Here is a 19,589-nt window from a genome sequence, read left to right as displayed (position 1 = left end):
CTGGCAGGGGGCGGGGCCGTCGGGACGGGCGCCGCTACAGGTAGACGAGCGAGGGCGCGGGTTCCCCTATGCCGTCGGTGGAGCCGGATCGACGCCGGCGGCTAGGCGCGCCGGGCGGCTGCGGGGCCGGAAGCCAGCGGCACCCGTTCCAGCACGCCGCCGGCGTAGTCGCGCTGGAACGGCAGGTCCGGGCGGTGCGCGTAGCCGATGTAGCAGTCGCAGCGCGCGTTCGGACAGGTGCGCGCGCGCAGTTGCGCGGCGAAGCTGCCGTCGTAGAGGTTGCCGAGCGGCGCGGCGACGAAATGGCAGCGGCGCACTTCGCCGTCGCCGTCGACCGAGACCACGTCGTCGCCGGTGAGGCAGGGCGCGCCGAAGCTCGGCGGCGGGTCGAGGTTGTAGCGGAAGTGCGGGTCGACGGCTTCGATCCGGGCGACCTGCGCGGCGTCGTAGTAGTCCGGCGGGCGCGGATCGTAGGCGTTGACCCACATCGGCGTCGCCGCCGGCAGTTCGCGCCGCATCGCCTCGATCTCGTCGAGGTCTTCGATCAGCCCGACCATGCCGACGCTGTGGCGCACGCCGCGCCGGCTCAGTTCGCGGCAACGGGCGAGGAAGGCGGCGCGGCTGACCTGGGTCGGGTGGTAGGTGCACCACAGCGCGAGCTTGCCCAGGTCGGCCTCGTCGAGCCAGCGCAGGCCGACGCAGAGGTTGGTCTGGATCGCGGCGCGGCGCAGGTGCGGCATGCGGCTCAGCGCGACCAGGGCGTCGCGGTAATGGCGGCGCACCAGGCCTTCGCCCCAGGGGGTGAACAGCACCGACAGTTCCATGCGTTGCTGCCCGGCCCAGCCGACGAAGCGGGCGAGGTCGGCGGCGTCGCGGCGCAGCGCCTCGCGGCTGTCGTAGGTCTTGGCGAACGGGCAGTAGCCGCAATCGTAGTTGCAACTGCTCAGGCGTCCGCGATAGAGCAGGGACAGGTGCGTGCGCTCGGTCGAGCCCATGCTCAGTCCAGCCTGTAGTCGCGCATGCGCTGGACGATGCCCGGCGAAGCCAGCCACGGGCCGATGGTGTCGGCGCGGGCGAGGCCGGCGTCGGTGAGTTCGATCAGCGTCTCGCCCTCGACGGCGAGGCCGTGCTCGAACAGTTCGCGCAGCTGCGGCAACTGCTCCAGGCAATCGGCGCCGAAGCGGCGGCGGTAGTCGGCGCGGTCCAGGCCCGGGCGTATCAGCAGCGACTGGATCGCGTGGCGGCGCCGGCGTTCTTCCTCGCCCAGGGCGATGCCGTAGTCGGCGAGCGCGAACGAGGCTTCGTCGCGCTCCAGGTAATGCTCGAGGATCTCGGCGACGCTGCGCCGGGCCACGCCGTATTCGCTGGAGTAGTGCAGGCTCGAGGTGTAAGAGCGCGCGCCGCAGCCGATGCCGACCATGCCGTCGCTCTGGCAGCAGTACACCGGCGCGGCGACGTCGGGCGCGTGCGGCGCGCGGAACATGCGCATCGACACTTGCTGGTAGCCGGCGGCGAGCAGGCGGTCGCGGCCGGCCTGGTACAAGGCCAGGCGTTCGTCGATCGGCTCGGCCTGCAGCGGCAGGCGCGCGCCGGCCTTGGCTTCGATCCGCCCGAGCCCGGTCAGCGGGCGCACGTACAGCGGATACAGATAGAGTTCTTCAGGACGGTGTTCCAGCGCGCTGTCGATCGAGGCCAGGAAGCTGGCGACGGTCTGCCCGGCGATGCCGTAGATCAGGTCGAGGTTCAGCGTGGCGATGCCGGCGGCGCGGATCGCGGCGATGGCCTGCTCGACCGTGGCGCGCTGCTGCGGCCGCACCAGCGCGCGCACTTCGGCTTCGCTGAAGCTCTGGATGCCCATGCTGACCCGGTCGATGCCGCGTTCGCGGCACAGCCGCATCTTGTCGGCGTCGACGGTTTCCGGCGAGACCTCGATGCCGGCCGGCATCGCGTGCAGGTCGATGTCGGCGTGGCGTTCGACCATGTCGAACAAACGCCGCAGCTGCGCCGCGTCGAGATAGCTCGGGGTGCCGCCGCCGATGGCGAAGCGGACGAAGCGGTGTTCGCCGAGCGCCTGAGCGGTGGCGCGCAACTGGAGTTCCATCTGTTGCAGATAGCGCTCGACCTTGGCCGGCTCCGGCCGCGCCAGCGCGAACAGGTTGCAGAAGCCGCAGCGGTACGAGCAGAACGGCACGTGCAGGTACAGGAACAGCGCGTCGCGCGGCTCGCCGGCCCACAGCTCGCGCAGGCTGCGCGGCGGTTGCAGCGGGCGGTAGGCGGTCTTGTGCGGATAGGAATACGAATAGGCCTGGTACGGCGGCAGGCGCAGCAGGTCGCTCAGGCGGGGCGCGGCGGTTTCGTGGACGACGGCGTTCATGGATCGAGGAAGAAGTGCGCGTAGGGCACGGTCATGACCGTTTCGTGGGCGAGGCGGTGGCCGTGGAAGCCGTCCTCGCCGTAAGCGGTGCCGTGGTCGGAGCAGACGATGGCGAAGGCGCCGCCGCGCGCGCGCAGCGCGTCCAGCAGCGGCGCCAGCGCAGCGTCGACGTAGCGCAGCGCGGCGCAGTGGCTGGCATAGCCGTCGGCGTCGGCGCCGGGCAGGTAGTGGCGGTTGGGCTGGTGCAGGGCGGAGACGTTGACGAACACGAAGCAGCGCCGGTCGCGCAGTTCCGCGCTGCGCAGGCGTTCGCAGGCCAGCGCGACCTGCTGTTCGGTGGAATCGGCCGCGGTCACGCCCAGGCCCGGGTGCCAGTGGCTTTCGTCGAACAGGCCGGGCAGCTGCGAGCCGAGCGGATTGCGCTTGTTGAAGAAGCCGACGCCGCCGATGCAGATCGTGCGGTAGCCGGCGTCGCCCAGGCCGGCGACGATGTCGGCGCGGTCGCGGAACACCGCGGTGCCGGCGGCGGTGGTTTCGCTGCCTTCGAAATCCAGCGCGAACAGGCGCGGATGCGGCCCCGGCCGCGCCGGCGTCGGCAGGAAGCCGGCGAAGAACGCGGCGTGGGCGGCGTAGGTGAAGCTGCCGGGGGTGTGGCGGCGTTCCCAGCCTTGCGCATGCAGATGGCGCGCCAGCACCGGCAGCTCGCCGCGTTCGAAGCATGCTTGCGCGGCGTCGTAGCGCAGCGTATCGAGCGTGAGCAGCAGCAGGTCGCGCTGGCCGACCACTGCGCGCATGTCGGGATTGTCGTAGCGGGCGGCGCGCTCAGACATGCGCGGGCTCCGGCGCGTGCGGCGTATGCGGCGCGGGCACCGGGCGCAGCAGGGCCTGGTCCTGATACGTGCTCAGGCCCTGCCACGGCAGGTCGAGCAGCAGGTCGCCGAAGGCGTTGGCTTCCAGCACCCAGCTGCGGCCCTCGCGCAGGATCAGGTCGAAACCGATCATGCGGCTGCGCGGGAACGCCATCGCCGCCTGCTGGGTGGCGATTTCCAGCGCGTGCATGGCCGCGTCGTCGAGCCACTGCGCCAGCGCGCCGCGGCGGTTGCCCAGGTGCAGGTTGGTCAGCGGGCCGCTGCCGACGCGGGCGACGCGGTGGCGCAGGAAGCCGTCCAGGGCGATGGCGCGGATGTCGTAATGCCCGTGCCCGCCGTCGGGCGCGCGCGGCTTGGGAATCCAGCGTTCGACGTAGGCGCCTTGCGCGGCGATGGCATCGACCAGCGCGGCGATGCCGGCGCCGTCGTCGTAACGGCGCGGCCTGAGCGAATTGAACACGCGGGTTTCGCCGCCGTCTTCGCTGAGTTCGGCCGAGCCGTACGCGACCTCGCGGCCGAGGCGATTGCGCCGGTACGCCAGCACGCCGGCGCCGGAGGAACCGTAGCGCGCCTTGACGAAGACCTGATCGGCGTCGTGTTCGCGCAGCAGCGCCTGCAGCGATTCGTAGCCGTCGATCTCGCCGAGCAGCGGCGGAATCGCGATGCCCTGCGCGCGCAGGCGGCGCTGGCAGGCGAGCTTGTCGCTCATGCCGGCGATGTCGTCGGGCGGGTTGAGGTAGCCGGCGCGCGCGGGCAGGGCGTCGAGCAGTTCGCGGAAGCCGGCGTACCAACAATGCTGGTGCGCCAGCTCGCCGTGGCGCAGCGGCCGCGGCGGCGCGCCGGCGCCGCCGAGCGCGCGCCAGCCGCGCTCGATCAGCGCCGCGTGCAGCGCCGGCGCCTCGCCCGGCGATTCGATCTTGACCAGCGCGCCCGGCCGCGCGGCGATGCGCTCGGCCGCGCTTAGCGGCGCGGCGAGCAGGTCTTCGTAATGCAGTTCTTCGGCCGCGGCCAGGCCGCGCTCGCGCAGCGCCTGTTGCAGCCCGCGCAGCCTGCGGCTGTCGCGCGGGCCGATCAGCAGCCAGCCGGGCGGCGCCACGCGCTTACTCGGACACGGCCACGTAGCGGTCGCCGTCGTCCTCTTCCTCGGGATCGTCGAGCACCACCTGGCACGGCAGCGCGCGCAGCTTGGCCTGCCACTCGTCCGAGATGTAGTGGTGGCTCAGGTCGATGCGCTCCAGCGCGCCGAGGTTCGGGCTTTCGGCCAGCGCCTGCGCGCCGATGTCGCCGATGGTGCCCAACGACAGGTCCAGGGTCTGCAGCGAGCCCAGCCACGGCTGCTGCGCCAGCCATACGGCCAGATCGTCGCTGATTTCCGAATCGCGCAGGCCGAGGTAGCGCAGGCGCTCCGGGCCGATCTTGGCGAGCAGGTTCTGGTAGTCGGCGACGCTGCCGTCGAAGCCGTAGTTGTCGCTACCGAGCCACAGTTCCAGGTGCTTGAGCGCGGGCAGGGTCGAGCCGGCGACGGCCTCGACGATCTTGTTCGGCAGGCCGCCGCATTCGATCGCCAGTTCTTCCAGCGCCTCGTGCGAGAACGCCTGCAGCTCCAGGCTGCTGGAGCCGCGGATGCGCAGCGACTGCAGTTGCGGGTACGCGGCCAGCAGCGGGTTGTAGGAGGTCTGGATGATCCAGGAGATCTCGCAGTCCTCGTAGGTCATGTCGCCGACGAACAGCGCGGTGAGCTTGGGCAGCTTGGCGCGGTATTCGATCAGCGCATCGAGGTAGCCCTGCGGGCCCTCGTCGTGGGCTTCGCTCCACGCGCCGACGATCAGGGTGTCCAGTTCGGCCGGGTCGACCTTGGACAGGAAATCGTCGAGCAGGTCGCGCTGGCTCTCCTCGCTGTCGTAGTCCTGGGTCAGCCGGTAGACCACGTCGCCGCCGGCGGGCGTGGCGCCCATGCGGAATTCGACGACGCGTTTGCCGCGGTAGATCTGCGAGTACTCGCCGATGGTCACGTGGGGCTCCTTGCCTGCGTTGGTAAACGAGGCCGCAGCATACCCAAGAGCCGGGACCGATGTAACCGTAGCTTCCTGTAGGAGCGGCGCGAGCCGCGACTGCGACAACGCGATTACGGCGAAACCTGCGGCGCAGTTGCGTTGTCGCGGTCGCGGCTCGCGCCGCTCCTACAGGGGTACGAGGGGGAAAACCGGTTTTGCGCTCAGACCAAGCCGGTCGCGTAGAACGTCGCGATCACCACGAACACCGCCGCGGTCTTGATCAGGGTGATCGCGAACACGTCCTTGTAGGCCTGGCGATGGCTCAGGCCGGTCACCGCCAGCAGGGTGATGACCGCGCCGTTGTGCGGCAGGGTGTCCATGCCGCCGGAGGCCATCGAGGCGACCCGGTGCAGCACCTCCATCGGGATGCTGGCGGCCTGCGCGTTGGCGATGAAGGTCTGCGACATCGCCGCCAGGGCGATGCTCATGCCGCCGGACGCCGAGCCGGTGATGCCGGCCAGCGCGGTCACGGTGACCGCTTCGTTGACCAGCGGGTTGGGGATCGCGCCGAGCGCGTTGGCGACCACCAGAAACCCCGGCAGCGCCGCGATCACCGCGCCGAAACCATACTCGCTGGCGGTGTTCATCGCCGCCAGCAGGGCGCCGCCGATGGCCGCCTTGCTGCCTTCGGCGAAGCTCGCCGCGACCGGCTTCCAGGCGAACGCCACGACCGCGGCGATGCCGAGCAGCAGCGCGCCTTCGACCGCCCAGATCGCGGCGATCTTGGACACCTCCTGGACCACCGGCGCGGCGTCGCCGATCACCGCCGGGTCGAAGCTGTGCTGCTTGCCGTAGACCTGCGGCAGCCATTGGCTGAAAAGCTTGTTGGCCACGCCGACCACGATCAACGGGGTGATCGCCAGCAGCGGATGGGCGAGCTTGCCGCCGGCGAACGGCGCCGGTTCGTTGAGCAGGTTGCTGCCGTAGCCTTCGCCGGCCTTGAGCGCGGCGCGGCGGCGCCAGTTCAGATACAGCAGGCCGACGATCAGGATGAACACGCCGCCGATGGTGCCGAGGATCGGCGCGGCCCAGGTGTCGGTGCCGAAGAACGCGGTCGGGATGATGTTCTGGATCTGCGGCGTGCCCGGCAGCGCGTCCATGGTGAAGGTGAACGCGCCGAGCGCGATGGTGCCGGGGATCAGCCGCTTGGGGATGTCGCTCTGGCGGAACAGCTCGGCGGCGAAGGGGTACACCGCGAACACCACCACGAACAGCGACACGCCGCCGTAGGTCAGCAGCGCGCACACCGCGACGATGGCGAGCATCGCGCGTTCGCGGCCGACCAGGCGGATCGTCGCGGCGACGATGGATTTGGAGAAGCCCGAGGTCTCGATCAGCTTGCCGAAGATCGCGCCGAGCAGGAACACCGGGAAATACAGCTTGAGGAAGCCGACCATCTTGTCCATGAACAGGCCGGTGAACATCGGCGCGACCAGCGACGGGTCGGTCAGCAGCACCGCGCCGAGCGCCGCCACCGGCGCGAACAGGATCACGCTGTGGCCGCGGTAGGCGACGTACATCAGGAAGCACAGCGCGGCCAGCACGATCAAAAACGCCATCGGTTCGGATTCCCCTCATTGCGGCGCGGGCGTCGGGCCCGGCAGCGCGCAGTGTCGGCAATGCGGCGGCGCGGCCGGCATTGTCCGAAGGTACAGCTGCCGGGCGCGGCGGCCGGCTCCTAGGCTGTGGGCCATGACGGGGGACTGCGCGGCGCTGCGGCGCTGCGCGCGACTTCCGCGCGCCTTCAGCGAATCGCTTCCGCATCGAATCTGCTCCCGGGGGAGGGACAACCATCGTGACCCGCATCAACGCACACGCCCCAAGTCATAGCGCCCGCCGCGGCGCGCTCGCCACCGCGGTCGCTCTCGCCTTGCTGGCGCCGGCCGCCTGGGCGCAGGACGCCGCGCCGGCCGCGCGCGACGCCACGACCCTGGGCGGGCTGACCGTCACCGCGCGCAAGCGCGAGGAGACCTTGCAGGAAGTGCCGGTGGCGATCACCGCGTTCACGCCCGAGGCGCTGGACCGGCTCAACGTCGAGGACCTCAGCGACCTCGACGCGCAGGTGCCGAACCTGACCATCTACGCCGCGCGCGGTTCCAGCAGCACCATCACCGCCTACATCCGCGGCGTCGGCCAGTCCGATCCGCTGTGGGGCGTGGACCCGGGCGTGGGCATCTACATGGACGACGTCTACATCGCCCGCCCGCAGGGCGCGCTGCTGGACGTGTTCGACGTCGAGCGCATCGAAGTGCTGCGCGGCCCGCAGGGCACGCTGTACGGCAAGAACACCATCGGCGGCGCGATCAAGTACATCTCGCGCGGCCTGCCGACCCAGTTCGACGGCTTCGCCCAGGTGACCGTCGGCAACTACGGCCAGCTCGACGTCAAGGCCGCGGTCGCCGGCCCGATCGGCGGCGCGACCCAGGGCGGCGACGCGACCTTGCGCGGGCGTCTGTCGGTCGCCAGCCTCAACCGCGACGGCTTCGGCAAGAACGTCGTCACCGGCCAGGACGTCAGCGACAAGGAAGTGCTGGCCCTGCGCGGCAGCCTCGGCGCCTACGTCAGCGACGCGCTCGACATCCAGTTCGCGTTCGACTGGATGGACGACCAGTCCGGCGTGCGCGGCGCCAAGATGCTCGCGCCGAACCGCTTCGCCCCGGGCGTCGCGCCGCTGGGCAGCCGCTACGACATCCGCAGCGGCATGCCCAACGTCAACGACACCACGATCAAGGGCGCCTCGGCGACGGTCAACTGGCGCGCCAGCGACGACTGGACGTTCAAGTACGTGCTGGCCAAGCGCGAGTCGGACACCGAGACCAACATCGACTTCGACACCCTGCAGAACAAGATCGCCGACGTGAAGGCGTTCTACAGCGACCAGCAGGTCAGCCACGAACTGCAGGCCAACTACGACGGCGGCGGCCGCGCCCGCGGCGTCATGGGCATCTACGCCTTCGACGGCGAGGCCGGCGGGCAGGTGCTCAACAACTTCTTCAACCTCAGCTTCGGCGACACCCAGGGCACGGTCTATACCGAGTCGCTGGCGTTCTACGCCGACTGGACGTTCGACCTGACCGACAAGCTCAAGCTCGACGTCGGCGCGCGCTACACCGACGAGGACAAGCGCGCCAAGGTGTTCAACCAGGGCTATCGCGACGCGAACTTCACCATTCCCAGCGGCGCGATCGCGGCCAACTTCGACCGCAAGATCAATTTCAAGAACACCTCGCCCAAAGTCTCGCTCGACTACCAGATCGCGCCGGACATCATGGTCTACGGCCTGGCCACGCGCGGCTTCAAGTCCGGCGGCTACAACATCCGCGCCCAGGCCGCGGCGGTGCCGCGTTCGGCCGAGCCGTTCGACGACGAGGTCGTCGACAGCTACGAGGTCGGCAGCAAGATGGCGTTCTTCGACCAGCGCCTGTTCCTGAACCTGTCGTACTTCCACAACAAGTACAAGGACATCCAACTGTCGGTGTTCACCGCCTACGACAGCAACGGCGACGGCACCAACGACGCGTTCTTCGGCGATTTCACCAACGCCGGCCAGGGCACGGTGCAGGGCCTGGAAGTCGAGTACCAGTGGCTGCCGAACCAGAACTGGCTGATCTCCGGCAACCTGGCCTGGCTCGACGCGAAGTACGACGAATTCCTGTACGCCGGCGTCAACATCGCCAAGGAACAGGAGTTCACCAACGCGCCCGAGTTCTCCGGCGCGCTCAACGTCGAGTACCGCACCGACTTGTCCGACGGCAGCAATCTGTCGGCGCGGGTCGGCTACAGCTACCAGAGCGAGGTGGTCGCGACGACCGAGATCGTGCGCACCGGCGCGCTGCCGATCACCCAGGACGGCTACGGCCTGATCAACGCCGGCGTGACCTGGAGGAGCAAGGGCCCGTGGACGGTGTCGCTGCAGGGCAGCAACCTCGCCGACAAGGAATACCGCACCACCGGCTACAGCCTGAACTCGGCGCTCGGCGTCTACACCGGCTTCTACGGCCCGCCGCGCCAGTACTCGCTGTCGGTCAAGTACGCGTTCTGATTTCGTTCCAAGCGTCGAATGGGGAGTGCGGCTGGGACGCCGCGTCGGGTCTGCGCCCCGGGGGGCGCAGACCCGCGTTTTTTGCGGCGGGGCAGGGACGCCCCGTTCGCTTTGTGCAGGAGCGGCGCGAGCCGCGACCGCGACAACACAACTGCGCCGAACCTTTCGCCGCGACCGGTAACCCCGCAGTCGCGGCTCGCGCCGCTCCTACAGAGGGCCGTCGCGGCTGCGCTGTTCCGGGTCGCTTCCCGCCGCTATCCTGCGCCGATGCGCCGCGCCTCATGCCCATGCTGAGCCTCACCACCGTCGCCCTGGCCAGTCTGGCGTGGCTGGCGCTGATGTTCGGCACCGCGCTGTTCGCCGAACGCCGGCCGGGCGTGCTGGCGCGCCACTGGCATCACATCTACGCGCTGTCGCTGGCGGTGCACTGCACCTCGTGGACCTTCTACGGCACCGTCACCCAGGCCGCGCGCTACGGCTGGCCGCTGCCGCCGACGTTTCTCGGCTCGATCCTGTTCTATGCCCTGGCCGTGGGCTTCATGGTCAAGCTGGTGCGGCTGGCGCGCGAGACCAACGCGACTTCGCTGGCCGACCTGATCGCGACCCGTCTCGGCAAGGACGCGTGGCTGGCCGCGCTGGTGACCCTGATCGCCGCGCTCGGGCTGATTCCCTACATCGCGCTGCAGTTGAAAGCGGTGGCGATGAGCTTCGCCATGCTGACCACCCACAACGCCGACGGCGCCGCTTCGCCGGCGTGGCGCGACAGCGCGCTGTACGTGGCGCTGGCGATGGCGCTGTTCGCGATGCTGTTCGGCACCCGCCGCGCCAGCGCCGCCGAGCACAACCGCGGGCTGGTGCTGGCGATGGCGTTCGAGTCGGTGTTCAAGCTGGCGGCGATGCTGGCGCTCGGCGGTTTCGTCTGGCTCGGCCTCGACGCGCTGCCGCCGGCGCCGGCCGCGCCGGTCGCGGCGGACGGCCCGGCCGGTGGTTTCGCGCCGCTGGTGCTGCTCGGCGCGCTGGCGATGTTCATCCTGCCGCACCAGTTCCATGTCGGCGTGGTCGAATGCCGCGACGAAGCCCACGTGCGCACCGCGCGCTGGCAGTTCCCGCTGTACCTGCTGCTGATCGCAGCGCCGGTGCTGCCGGTGGCGATGCTCGGCCAGCGCCTGCTCGGCACCCAGGTGCCTTCGGACCTGTACGTGCTGGCGCTGCCGCTGGCGCAGGGGCAGCAGGGGCTGGCGCTGTTCGCGTTTCTCGGCGGGCTCAGCGCCGCTACCGGCATGGTCGTGGTCAGCACACTGACCCTGAGCCTGATGATCGGCAACCACTGGTTCGCGCCGAACCTGCTGCGCGGCGCGTGGTCGCGCAACCGCGACCTGCGCGGGCGGGTGCTGGCGCTGCGCCGCGCCGGCATCGTCGCGATCATGCTGCTGGCGTGGGGCTACAGCCGTTTGATCGCCGGCAGCGAGGCGCTGGCCGACGTCGGCGCGGTGTCGTTCTCGGCGCTGGCGACGCTGGCGCCGGCGCTGGCGTTCGCGGTGTGGCGGCCGCAGACGCCGGCGCGCGCGGCCATCGCCGGCATCGCCGCGGGTTTCGCGGTGTGGTGCTGGACGCTGCTGCTGCCGATGCTGTTCGAAGCGCGCGGCGCGGCGCCGGCATGGTTCGCGCACGGCCCGCTGGGTTGGGAATGGCTGGCGCCGGAGCGTTTGTTCGGCCTGACCGGCTGGAGCCGGCTCGGCCGCGCGGTCGGCGCGAGCCTGTTCACCGGAACGCTGGTCACCGTGCTCGCCGCGCTGTGGCGGCGCGAGCCGGCCCGGCATGCGCGCCGCGGCCTCGATGCGCAGACCCTGCGCGACGCCGGCCTGCGCTTCCTGCCGCGCGAACGCGTGGCGCAGCTGCTCGACGGCGTCGCCACCGGCGCGCCGGTCGCGGCGGCGGTCGAAGCGGGGGTCGAGCGCGAACTGGCCGCGGTGCTGGGTTCGTCGTCGGCGCGGGTGCTGCTGGATGCTGCGCGGCGCGAGGCCGGGCGCGATCTCGACACGGTCGCGGCGATCGTCGGCGAGGCGTCGGCGGATCTGCGCTTCAACCAGCGCGTGCTCGAAGCGGCGTTGCAGAACATGAGCCAGGGCATCAGCGTCGTGGATGCGCAGCTTCGGTTGGTCGCCTGGAACCGGCGCTACGCCGAACTGTTCGATTTCCCGCCCGAGTTGCTGCAAGTCGGCCGTCCCATCGCCGACCTCGCGCGCTGGGCGATGCACCGGCTGCCGTTCCAGGGCGATCTGGAAGGCGCGTTGCAGCGGCGCCTGGCCTATATGCGCGCCGGCACCGCGCATCTGTCCGAACGCGTGCTCGCCGACGGCAGCATCCTGGAAATCCGCGGCAATCCGATGCCCGGCGGCGGCTTCGTCGCGACCTTCACCGACGTCACCGCGTTCCGCCGCGCCGAAGCGGGGCTGATCCAGGCCAACGAGACGCTCGAGCAGCGCGTGGCCGAACGCACCGCCGATCTTGAGGTGGCGACCCAGGAAGCGCAGCGCGCCAACGAAGCCAAGAGCCGCTTCCTCGCCGCGGTCGGCCACGACCTGATGCAGCCGCTGCATGCGGCGCAGCTGTTCGCCGACGCGCTGGGCCAGCAAGTCGCCGACCCGGCCCAGCGCGAGACCGTCGCGCGCATCGGCGGCGCGCTGGAATCCACCGGCGACCTGCTGACCGGCTTGCTCGACATGTCGCGCCTGCAGGCCGGCGGGCTGGTGCCGCAGCCGCGCGAGTTTCCGCTGGCCGAAGTGCTCGACCCGCTGGCCGCGCAGTTCGCCGCGATCGCCGCCGCGCGCGGCCTGCGCTTCCGCTACGTGCCCAGCCGCGCCTGGACCCGCAGCGATCCGCAACTGCTGCGGCGGGTGTTGCAGAACTTCCTCGCCAATGCGGTGCGCTACACCGCGCAGGGGCGGGTGCTGCTCGGCGTGCGCCGGCGCGGCGACGGCTGGCGCATCGAGGTGCACGACACCGGCCCGGGCATCGAGCCGGCGCAGCGCGCGGCGATCTTCGAAGAATTCCGCCGCGGCCCGGATGCGCCGGGGCAGGGCCTCGGCCTGGGCTTGTCGATCGCCGACCGCATCGCGCAGTTGCTCGATGCGCCGCTGAGCCTGCGCAGCGAGGTCGGCCGCGGCACCGCATTCGGCGTGCGCGTGGCCGCGGTGCGCGCCGCGCAGGCGCCGCCGCGCGCGCCCGCGCAGGCCGGCGCGCGCGGCGCGCTGGCCGGGCTGCGCGTGCTCGCGGTCGACAACGACGCGCAGGCGCTGGCCGCGCTGAGCGAGGTGCTGCGGCGCTGGGGCTGCGAAGTCGTCGTCGCCGCCGACGAGGCCGGCGCGCGTGCGGCCCTGCGCGCGGCGCCGGCGCAGCTGTGGCTGTTCGATTTCCATCTCGACCGCGACGACACCGGCGTGGCCCTGGCGCGACGCCTGGAGCCCGAGTTCGGTTCGCCGCCGTGCCTGCTGCTGAGCGCCGACGGCGGCGACGAGGTGCGCGCGGCGGTGCACGCGGCCGGCCGTTCGCTGCTGGCCAAGCCGGTCAAGCCGCTGGCCTTGAAGTCGGTGCTCGACCGCCTGCTGGCGGCCGCGGCGGCGGCTCGCTGAACGGGCTGGAGCCGGCGCGAGGCGCGCCCGGGGCGGTCGGAAGGGGGCGGTTTCGGTTTCGCGACGCCGGTCGGAAATCCACTGGCGATTTTTTCGCCAAATCTGTTGCAACGCTTATGTAACAAAGGCTGCAGCCCTGTCCGACCCCCGCTGTCCGCAGGCTTGTCCACAGGCTGTGTGGACAACAACGGGGCTCGCGGTGAGCCCCGGAGAGCTTGACGTGAGCGTGGGTGAGCGGTTACGCGAGCCGGGATTGGGGATTCGGGATTCGGGATTCGGGATTGGCAAAGCAGAAACGACGCAACCGCTCAGCCAATCCCGAATCCCGAATCCCCAATCCCGGCTACTCGATTCGCCGCGCCGGATCGGCCAGTTCCAGCTCGCGCAGGACCACCCCGGCCTGGGTGCGGTTGCGCACGCCGAGACGGTCGAAGATCGCCGACAAGTGCGCCTTGACCGTGCGCTCCTGCACGTCGAGGCGGTCGGCGATCTGCTTGTTGAGCAGCCCCTGCGCGACCAGGCTCAGCACCCGGAACTGCTGCGGCGACAGGCTGGCCAGGCGCGAGGCCAGATCGGCGTCGCCGCGCTCGCTGTGGGTGCGCGCGACCGCCGCGCGCAGCGAGGCCGGCAGCCATTGCTCGCAGGCCAGCACCGCGCGGATCGCGTCGCGCAGTTCGTCCAGGCCGGAACTCTTGGGCAGGTAGCCGGCGGCGCCGTGGTCGAGCGCGCGCCGCACCACGCGCGGATCGTCGTTGGCCGACACCACCGCGACCGCGGTGCCGGGGAACTGCGCGCGGATCGCGGCGAGGCCGGCCAGGCCGTGGTTGCCGGGCATGTGCAGGTCGAGCAGGACCAGATCGATGCCGGGTTCGGCGTCGAGCGCGGCCAGCGCGTCGTCGAGCGTGCCGGCCTCGCGCACCACCGTGTCGGGCACCGCGTCGGCCGCGGCCTGGCGCAGCGCGGCGCGGAACAGCGGGTGGTCGTCGGCGATCAGCAGGGTCGGCATCGGCGCAAGCCTAGCAGGCCGCGGGCGCGGCGCCGCGCGCTCGCCGCGCGCAGGTGTACCAAAGTACGATGAGCGCGCGCCGGCGGATTGCTAGCCTGCACCGATGAGCGCCCAAACCCTACGCACCGCGGCCATGGCCGCCTCCCTGCTGCTGGCCTGCGCGGCCGGCGCCGCCAGCGCCGCGCCGGCGCGCAAGCCCGCGCGCGCCGCGGCCGCGTCCGCACAGGAATCCGCCGCGATGTACACGCAGGAACGCCAGACCGACCACCGCGACCGCGACGACCTGTTGACCGCCGGCCTCGGCCTCGACGGCCTGCGCGCGCTGGTGCCGCCGGCGTTCGCCGATGCCGCGCATCCCAGCGCGGCCGAACTGCGCCGGCGCGCGCTGTGGTCGAACTGGCGCGGCATCGCCGACCTCGCCGCGGGCGGCGGCTACGGCGAGCTGTACGGCAGCCTGGCCAACGTGCCCGGCCGCGAGTACAGCGCGTTCGCGCGCCTGCCCGGCGCGCACCAGCCGCATCGCGTGCTGGTGCAGGTGCCCGATAGCTTCGATCGCGACAAGCGCTGCGTCGTGGTCAGCGCGTCGTCGGGCTCGCGCGGCGTCTACGGTTCGATCGCCGTCGCCGGCGCCTGGGCGCTGCCGAAGGGCTGCGCGGTGGCGTACACCGACAAGGGCGCGGGCACCGACTATTTCGATCTCGACGCGGGCCTGGGCGTGCGCGCCGACGGCACCGTCGGCAAGCCGGGCGAGGGCGAACTCGCGTTCCTGCCCGACGAACAGGCGCGCAAGGCCGGCGGCATCGCGTTCAAGCACGCGCATTCGCAGGACAACCCGGAAGCCGACTGGGGCCGCCACGTGCAGCAGGCCGCGCGCTACGCGCTGCGCGCGCTCGACCGCGCGTTTCCCGAGCAGGCGCCGTTCACCTGGGTCAATACCCGGGTCATCGCGGTCGGCATCTCCAACGGCGGCGGCGCGGTGCTGCGCGCCGCCGAGCTCGGCGAGGAGCCGTGGCTCGACGCGGTGGTCGCCGGCGAACCCAACGTCTATGTGCGCGGCGCGCGGCCGTTGTACGACTACACCACGCAAGCGGCGCTGCTGATGCCGTGCGCGCTGCTGCACAAGCCGCTCGGTGCGATGCCGGTGGCGCCGCTGACCGGCGACAGCGCGCAGTCGTTCTGCGATTTCGCCGCCGAACACGGCCTGCTCGGCGAGGCCGCGCGCGCAGGCGACACCGCCGCGCGCGCGCAGGCCGCGTACGAGCGCATGCGCGGCGACGGCTGGAGCGACGAAGCGCTACGCGCCGGCGCGCTGTCGGTCAACTTCGATCTGTGGCGCGCGGTCGCGGCGACCTATGCCTCGGCCTACGCGCGCAACGCGCCGGCCGCGCGCGCGGACGAGGCCAAGGCGGCGAACCAGCCGTGGGTGCATTACGTCTATTCGGCGGCGACGCCGGCCGGCCCCGACGCGCCGCCGGCGGCGCGCGCGGCCAGCGACGCCGAACGCGCGGCGTGGTGGTCCGACGCCAGCGGCATTCCGCCCGGCGCCGGCGTGCAGTTGCTCGGCCCGGCCGGCGCGTCGCGCCTGCAATCAATGGCCGGCTTGCGCGAGCTGTGGACCGGCCAGCCGCTGCGCGCGGACGCCGACAAGAGCGCGCTCAAGGGCGCGGCCGAACGCGTGCGCCACGGCGTCGAGCAGACCCGCGCCGGCGCGCCGCGCAAGGGCTTGCCGGTGGTGGTCGTGCACGGTCTCGACGACGGCCTGATCCCGCCGGCGTTCAGCAGCGCGCCGTATGTGGCGATGGCGCGCAAGGCCGGCGCGTCGGTCAGCTACTGGCAGGTCAAGAACGTCCAGCACTTCGACGCCTTCCTCGGCTTGCCGGCGCTCGGCGCGCGCTATCTGCCGCTGCTGCCGTACGTTTACGCGGCGCTGGACCGGGTCGACGCGCACCTGGCCGGCGGCGCGGCGCTGCCCGGCGATGCGGTGGTCGACACCGTGCCGCGCGCGCAAGGGCAGGGCTTGCAGGCGCAGAATCTGGCGCTGCCGAAATGAGGCGGCGCCCGCGCTAAGCCGCCGCGCCGTACGCGTTGCGGCGGTATTCAGGCGCGGCGCAAGCGCCGCGCGCGTGCCCGGCTTGCGACCTTCGCCTCTTGCGGCGCACGCGCCGGCTTTGGCAGGCTGAACGCCTTCGGGCGGCCGTGCCGCCGCCTCGCCACGGAGTTGCGCCGCATGCCGCGTCACTTTTCGATGCTCCGCGAGTTCCACCTCGCGGACTGGTTCACCCTCGCCAACGCCTTCTGCGGCACCGGCGCGATCTTCGCCGCGATGCGCTTCCTGCAGGACGGCGAGGTGCACAACCTGATGATCGGCATGGCGCTGATCCCGCTGGCGTTCGTGTTCGACGCGCTCGACGGGCGGGTCGCGCGCTGGCGCAAGTCCTCGTCCACGCTCGGGCGCGAACTCGATTCGCTGGCCGACGTGATCTCCTTCGGCGTCGCCCCGGCCGCGCTGGCCTACGCTTGCGGCCTGCAGGGCGGCTGGGACTGGGTGGTGCTGAGCTACTTCGTCGGCTGCGGCGTCAGCCGCCTGGCGCGCTACAACGTCACGGCCGAAGCGCTCGCCGGCGACGAAGGCAAGGTCAAATACTTCGAAGGCACGCCGATCCCGACCAGCCTGCTGCTGGTGATCGTGCTCGCGGTCGCGGCGTGGCAGGGCGCGATCGGCGACGCACTGTGGTTCGGCGGCGTGCGCATCGGCCCGTGGCTGTTCCATCCGCTGGTGCTGATGTTCGCGCTGTCGGGGTCGTTGATGATCAGCAAGACATTGCGCATCCCGAAACCCTGATCGCCCCCCTGTAGGAGCGGCGCGAGCCGCGACCGCGGGGCATCGGATTGGCGGCGAAAACTGCGTTTCAGACTTCAGATGCACGCCGCGGGCATGCGCGTCCGCGGTCGCGGCTCGCGCCGCTCCCACAGAGAGCGACCAGGATTCGCGTAAATCGCCGCCAGCGCATTCACGCCGTTTGCGTGCCCCACGACACAGGCAGCGCCCGGCAACACGCCATTGCTATCATCGGCCGCAAACCCTGGAGACGGCGATGGCGAATTTCGGTTTCGGCTCGAACAACCCCGGCGATTTCGGCGCCGGCTCAGGTTTCAATCCGCAGGACTTCGAACGCCTCGCGCGTCAGTACTGGGGCGCATGGGGCGAGATGATGCGCGGCGCCGCGCCGCAGCCGCCCGCGCAGCCGTCGATTCCCGGCTGGAGCGAGGCGCTGAACTGGTGGTCGCAGCTGGCGCGCGGCGGCGGCCAGCCGCAGGTCGAAGACACCCTCGACCGCTTCAACAGCCAGGCCCGCGGCTGGTTCGGCGAGATCCAGAAACTGGCCGCGCAGTTCGCCGGCCGCGACGCCTCCGCCGGCGACATCGCCGGCGCCTGGAAGCAGGCGCTGGGCGGGCAGGGCGCCAATCCGTTCGCCGACGTGTTCGGCGCGATGCGCGGCCCCGGCCAGCAGGATTTCGCGCGCTGGGTCGAGCAGGTCAAGCCGTTCCTGGAGCGCCTGCAGGACGGCGGCGGCAGCCTGCTCGGCCTGCCCGCGTTCGGTTTCGCGCGCGAGCACCAGGAGCGCGTGCAGCAACTGGCCCAGGCGTATCTGAACTACCAGCAGCAGAGCCAGGCCTACAACGCGCTGATGGCCGAAGCCGGCCAGGACGCGTTCAAGCGCTTCGAGGACAAGCTGGCCGAACGCAGCGAACCGGGCCGGCAGATCGGCAGCGCGCGCGCGCTGTTCGACCTGTGGATCGACGCGGCCGAAGACGCCTACGCCGAGATCGCGCTGTCGCCGCGCTTCCGCGACGCCTACGCCGCGCTGGTGAACTCGCAGATGCGCCTGCGCGGCGGCGTGCAGAAGGAAGTCGAGCAGGCCAGCACCCAGTTCGGCATCCCGACCCGCACCGAGATCGACTCCGCGCACCGCAAGATCGTCCAGCTCGAACGCGAGCTGCGGCGTTTGCGCGACGAGTTGCTGCAGGTGCGCGGCGGCGGCGAGGCCGAGCCTGCGCCCAGGCCCAAGCCGAAACCCGCGGCCAAGCCGGCAGCGAAGCCGGCCGCCGCGGCCAAGCCCAAGCCGCGCGCCGCCCAGGCCGCCGGGCCGGCGCCGAGCCGTTCGGCCGACTCCGCGCCCGCGGCCAAGCCGGCGGCGAAGCAGCCCGCAGCGAAAAAGCCTGCGGCGAAGAAAACCGCGATCGCGCGTCCGCAACCGCCGGCCAAGCCCGCCGCGGCGCGCAGCTCGGCGCCGGCCAAGCGCGCGGCGCCGGCCAAGTCGCTGAAGCCGGCCAAGTCGCTGAAGCCGGCCAAGTCGCTGAAGCCGGCCAAGTCCGCCAAGCAGGGAGCGCGCTGAGATGACCGCACCGATCAACTTCACCGCCGAATCGCTGGCGCAGGAAGCGATGACCGCCCAGCGCAAGCTCAGCGCCGGGCTCGACACCCTGCACGAGGTCGACAACATCGACTACGGCGCGACCGCGCGCGAAGAAGTGTGGCGCGACGGCAAGGTCGCGCTGTACCGCTTCCGCGGCGAACACGCGCCGACCGCGAAGGTGCCGCTGCTGATCGCCTACGCCCTGGTCAACCGGCCGTACATGGTCGACCTGCAGGCCGACAAGTCGATCGTGCGCGGCCTGCTCGAACGCGGCCAGGACGTGTACATCCTCGACTGGGGCTATCCCGACCGCTCCGACCGCTACCTGGAGCTGGAGGACTACATCCAGCGCTTCCTCGGCGGCGCCGTCGACCACCTGCGCCGCGAATACCGCCAGGACGCGATCAACCTGCTCGGCATCTGCCAGGGCGGCGCGTTCTCGCTGTGCTATTCGGCCCTGAACCCGGCCAAGGTGCGCAACCTGATCACCATGGTCACGCCGGTCGACTTCCACACCCGCGACAACATGCTGTCGAACTGGACCCGCGGCCTGGACGTGGACCAGTTCGTCGACACCCTCGGCAACGTCCCGGCCGACGTCATGAACTGGTGCTACCTCACGCTCAAGCCGTGGCGGCTGTTCGTGCAGAAGTACGTCGGCCTGATCGACATCCTCGACGACAAGCGCGCGCTGGAAGACTTCCTGCGCATGGAGAAGTGGATCTTCGATTCGCCCGACCAGGCCGGCGAAGCCTTCCGCCAGTTCATCAAGCAGTTCTACCAGGGCAACGGCTTCGTCAACGGCGGCATCGACATCGGCGGCCGCGCGGTCGACCTGGGCTATGTCGACATGCCGGTGCTCAACATCTACGCCGAGCAGGACCATCTGGTGCCGCCGGCCGCGTCGAAGGCGCTCAAGGACCTGGTCGGCAGCGACGACTACAGCGAGCTGTCGTTCAAGGGCGGCCACATCGGCATCTACGTGTCCGGCCGCGCCCAGCGCGAAGTGCCCGGCGCGATCCACGACTGGCTGATCCAGCGCTCGCGCTGAGCGCGACGGCCCGCGATGCGGCGCATCGCGGGCCTTGTCGTGCTGAGAGCCAGGGTGCGCCGCGCCGTGGGAGGGCCTTCAGGCCTGACGCCCTTCGCTCGGATCGCCGCGTCCCGCGGAGTCGTTGTGGGAGGACCTTCAGG

Annotated in this window: 13 protein-coding genes; 6 read left to right on the top strand and 7 right to left on the bottom strand. The window is 71.3% G+C overall.

The genetic code is table 11. From position 1 onward, the window contains the following. Positions 1-101: 101 nt before the first annotated feature. From JHW38_RS05350 to JHW38_RS05325, 6 genes are all read right to left on the bottom strand, one after another. Positions 102-995: an STM4011 family radical SAM protein gene (locus JHW38_RS05350; protein WP_207524969.1), complete on the bottom strand. Its 894-nt coding sequence runs from the start codon at positions 993-995 to the stop codon at positions 102-104. 2 nt (positions 996-997) lie between these two features. Beyond that, positions 998-2,374, bottom strand: coding sequence for an STM4012 family radical SAM protein (locus JHW38_RS05345; RefSeq protein ID WP_207524968.1), 1,377 nt, complete (start codon positions 2,372-2,374; stop codon positions 998-1,000). Then, positions 2,371-3,204 carry an STM4013/SEN3800 family hydrolase gene (locus JHW38_RS05340; RefSeq protein ID WP_207524967.1) on the bottom strand — a complete coding sequence of 278 codons (834 nt, stop codon included), beginning with the start codon at positions 3,202-3,204 and terminating at the stop codon, positions 2,371-2,373. The genes JHW38_RS05345 and JHW38_RS05340 overlap by 4 nt, the downstream gene beginning before the upstream one ends. Next, complete coding sequence (locus tag JHW38_RS05335) at positions 3,197-4,318, bottom strand: STM4014 family protein (protein WP_207526268.1); 1,122 nt, start codon at positions 4,316-4,318, stop codon at positions 3,197-3,199. Before JHW38_RS05335 ends, JHW38_RS05340 begins: the two co-directional genes overlap by 8 nt. 25 nt (positions 4,319-4,343) lie before the next feature. After that, the gene (locus JHW38_RS05330) at positions 4,344-5,255 is read right to left on the bottom strand and encodes an STM4015 family protein (protein WP_207524966.1); all 912 of its coding nucleotides are present in this window, start codon (positions 5,253-5,255) and stop codon (positions 4,344-4,346) included. A gap of 203 nt (positions 5,256-5,458) precedes the next feature. Continuing rightward, positions 5,459-6,856, bottom strand: coding sequence for a GntP family permease (locus tag JHW38_RS05325; RefSeq protein WP_207524965.1), 1,398 nt, complete (start codon positions 6,854-6,856; stop codon positions 5,459-5,461). Positions 6,857-7,092: 236 nt separating this feature from the next. On the opposite strand from JHW38_RS05325, the gene JHW38_RS05320 reads away from it, so the two are divergent. Next, the gene (locus JHW38_RS05320; protein WP_242691223.1) at positions 7,093-9,339 is read left to right on the top strand and encodes a TonB-dependent receptor; all 2,247 of its coding nucleotides are present in this window, start codon (positions 7,093-7,095) and stop codon (positions 9,337-9,339) included. A gap of 287 nt (positions 9,340-9,626) precedes the next feature. Next, positions 9,627-12,971: a hybrid sensor histidine kinase/response regulator gene (locus JHW38_RS05315; protein ID WP_207526266.1), complete on the top strand. Its 3,345-nt coding sequence runs from the start codon at positions 9,627-9,629 to the stop codon at positions 12,969-12,971. A 343-nt stretch (positions 12,972-13,314) separates the two neighbouring features. Here the strand turns inward: JHW38_RS05315 and JHW38_RS05310 are convergent, their stop codons facing one another. After that, positions 13,315-13,977, bottom strand: a complete 663-nt coding sequence (locus tag JHW38_RS05310) for a response regulator (RefSeq protein ID WP_207524964.1) — start codon at positions 13,975-13,977, stop codon at positions 13,315-13,317. Between the two features lie 133 nt (positions 13,978-14,110). On the opposite strand from JHW38_RS05310, the gene JHW38_RS05305 reads away from it, so the two are divergent. The 4 genes from JHW38_RS05305 to JHW38_RS05290 all read left to right on the top strand — a co-directional run bounded on the left by JHW38_RS05305 (position 14,111) and on the right by JHW38_RS05290 (position 19,446). Then, the gene (locus JHW38_RS05305) at positions 14,111-16,027 is read left to right on the top strand and encodes a D-(-)-3-hydroxybutyrate oligomer hydrolase (RefSeq protein ID WP_242691221.1); all 1,917 of its coding nucleotides are present in this window, start codon (positions 14,111-14,113) and stop codon (positions 16,025-16,027) included. 177 nt (positions 16,028-16,204) lie between these two features. Then, on the top strand, positions 16,205-16,819 hold the full coding sequence (gene pssA / locus JHW38_RS05300; RefSeq protein ID WP_207524963.1) for a CDP-diacylglycerol--serine O-phosphatidyltransferase: 615 nt from the start codon (positions 16,205-16,207) through the stop codon (positions 16,817-16,819). 253 nt (positions 16,820-17,072) lie between these two features. After that, complete coding sequence (gene phaE, locus JHW38_RS05295) at positions 17,073-18,374, top strand: class III poly(R)-hydroxyalkanoic acid synthase subunit PhaE (RefSeq protein WP_207524962.1); 1,302 nt, start codon at positions 17,073-17,075, stop codon at positions 18,372-18,374. A gap of 1 nt (position 18,375) precedes the next feature. Continuing rightward, positions 18,376-19,446 (top strand): class III poly(R)-hydroxyalkanoic acid synthase subunit PhaC, encoded by a 1,071-nt coding sequence (locus JHW38_RS05290; protein WP_207524961.1) that lies wholly within the window; start codon positions 18,376-18,378, stop codon positions 19,444-19,446. Positions 19,447-19,589 lie beyond the last annotated feature (143 nt).

This window comes from Lysobacter enzymogenes, assembly GCF_017355525.1.
GTDB lineage: Bacteria > Pseudomonadota > Gammaproteobacteria > Xanthomonadales > Xanthomonadaceae > Lysobacter > Lysobacter enzymogenes_C.
This window is presented reverse-complemented; position numbering and strand designations above follow the sequence as displayed.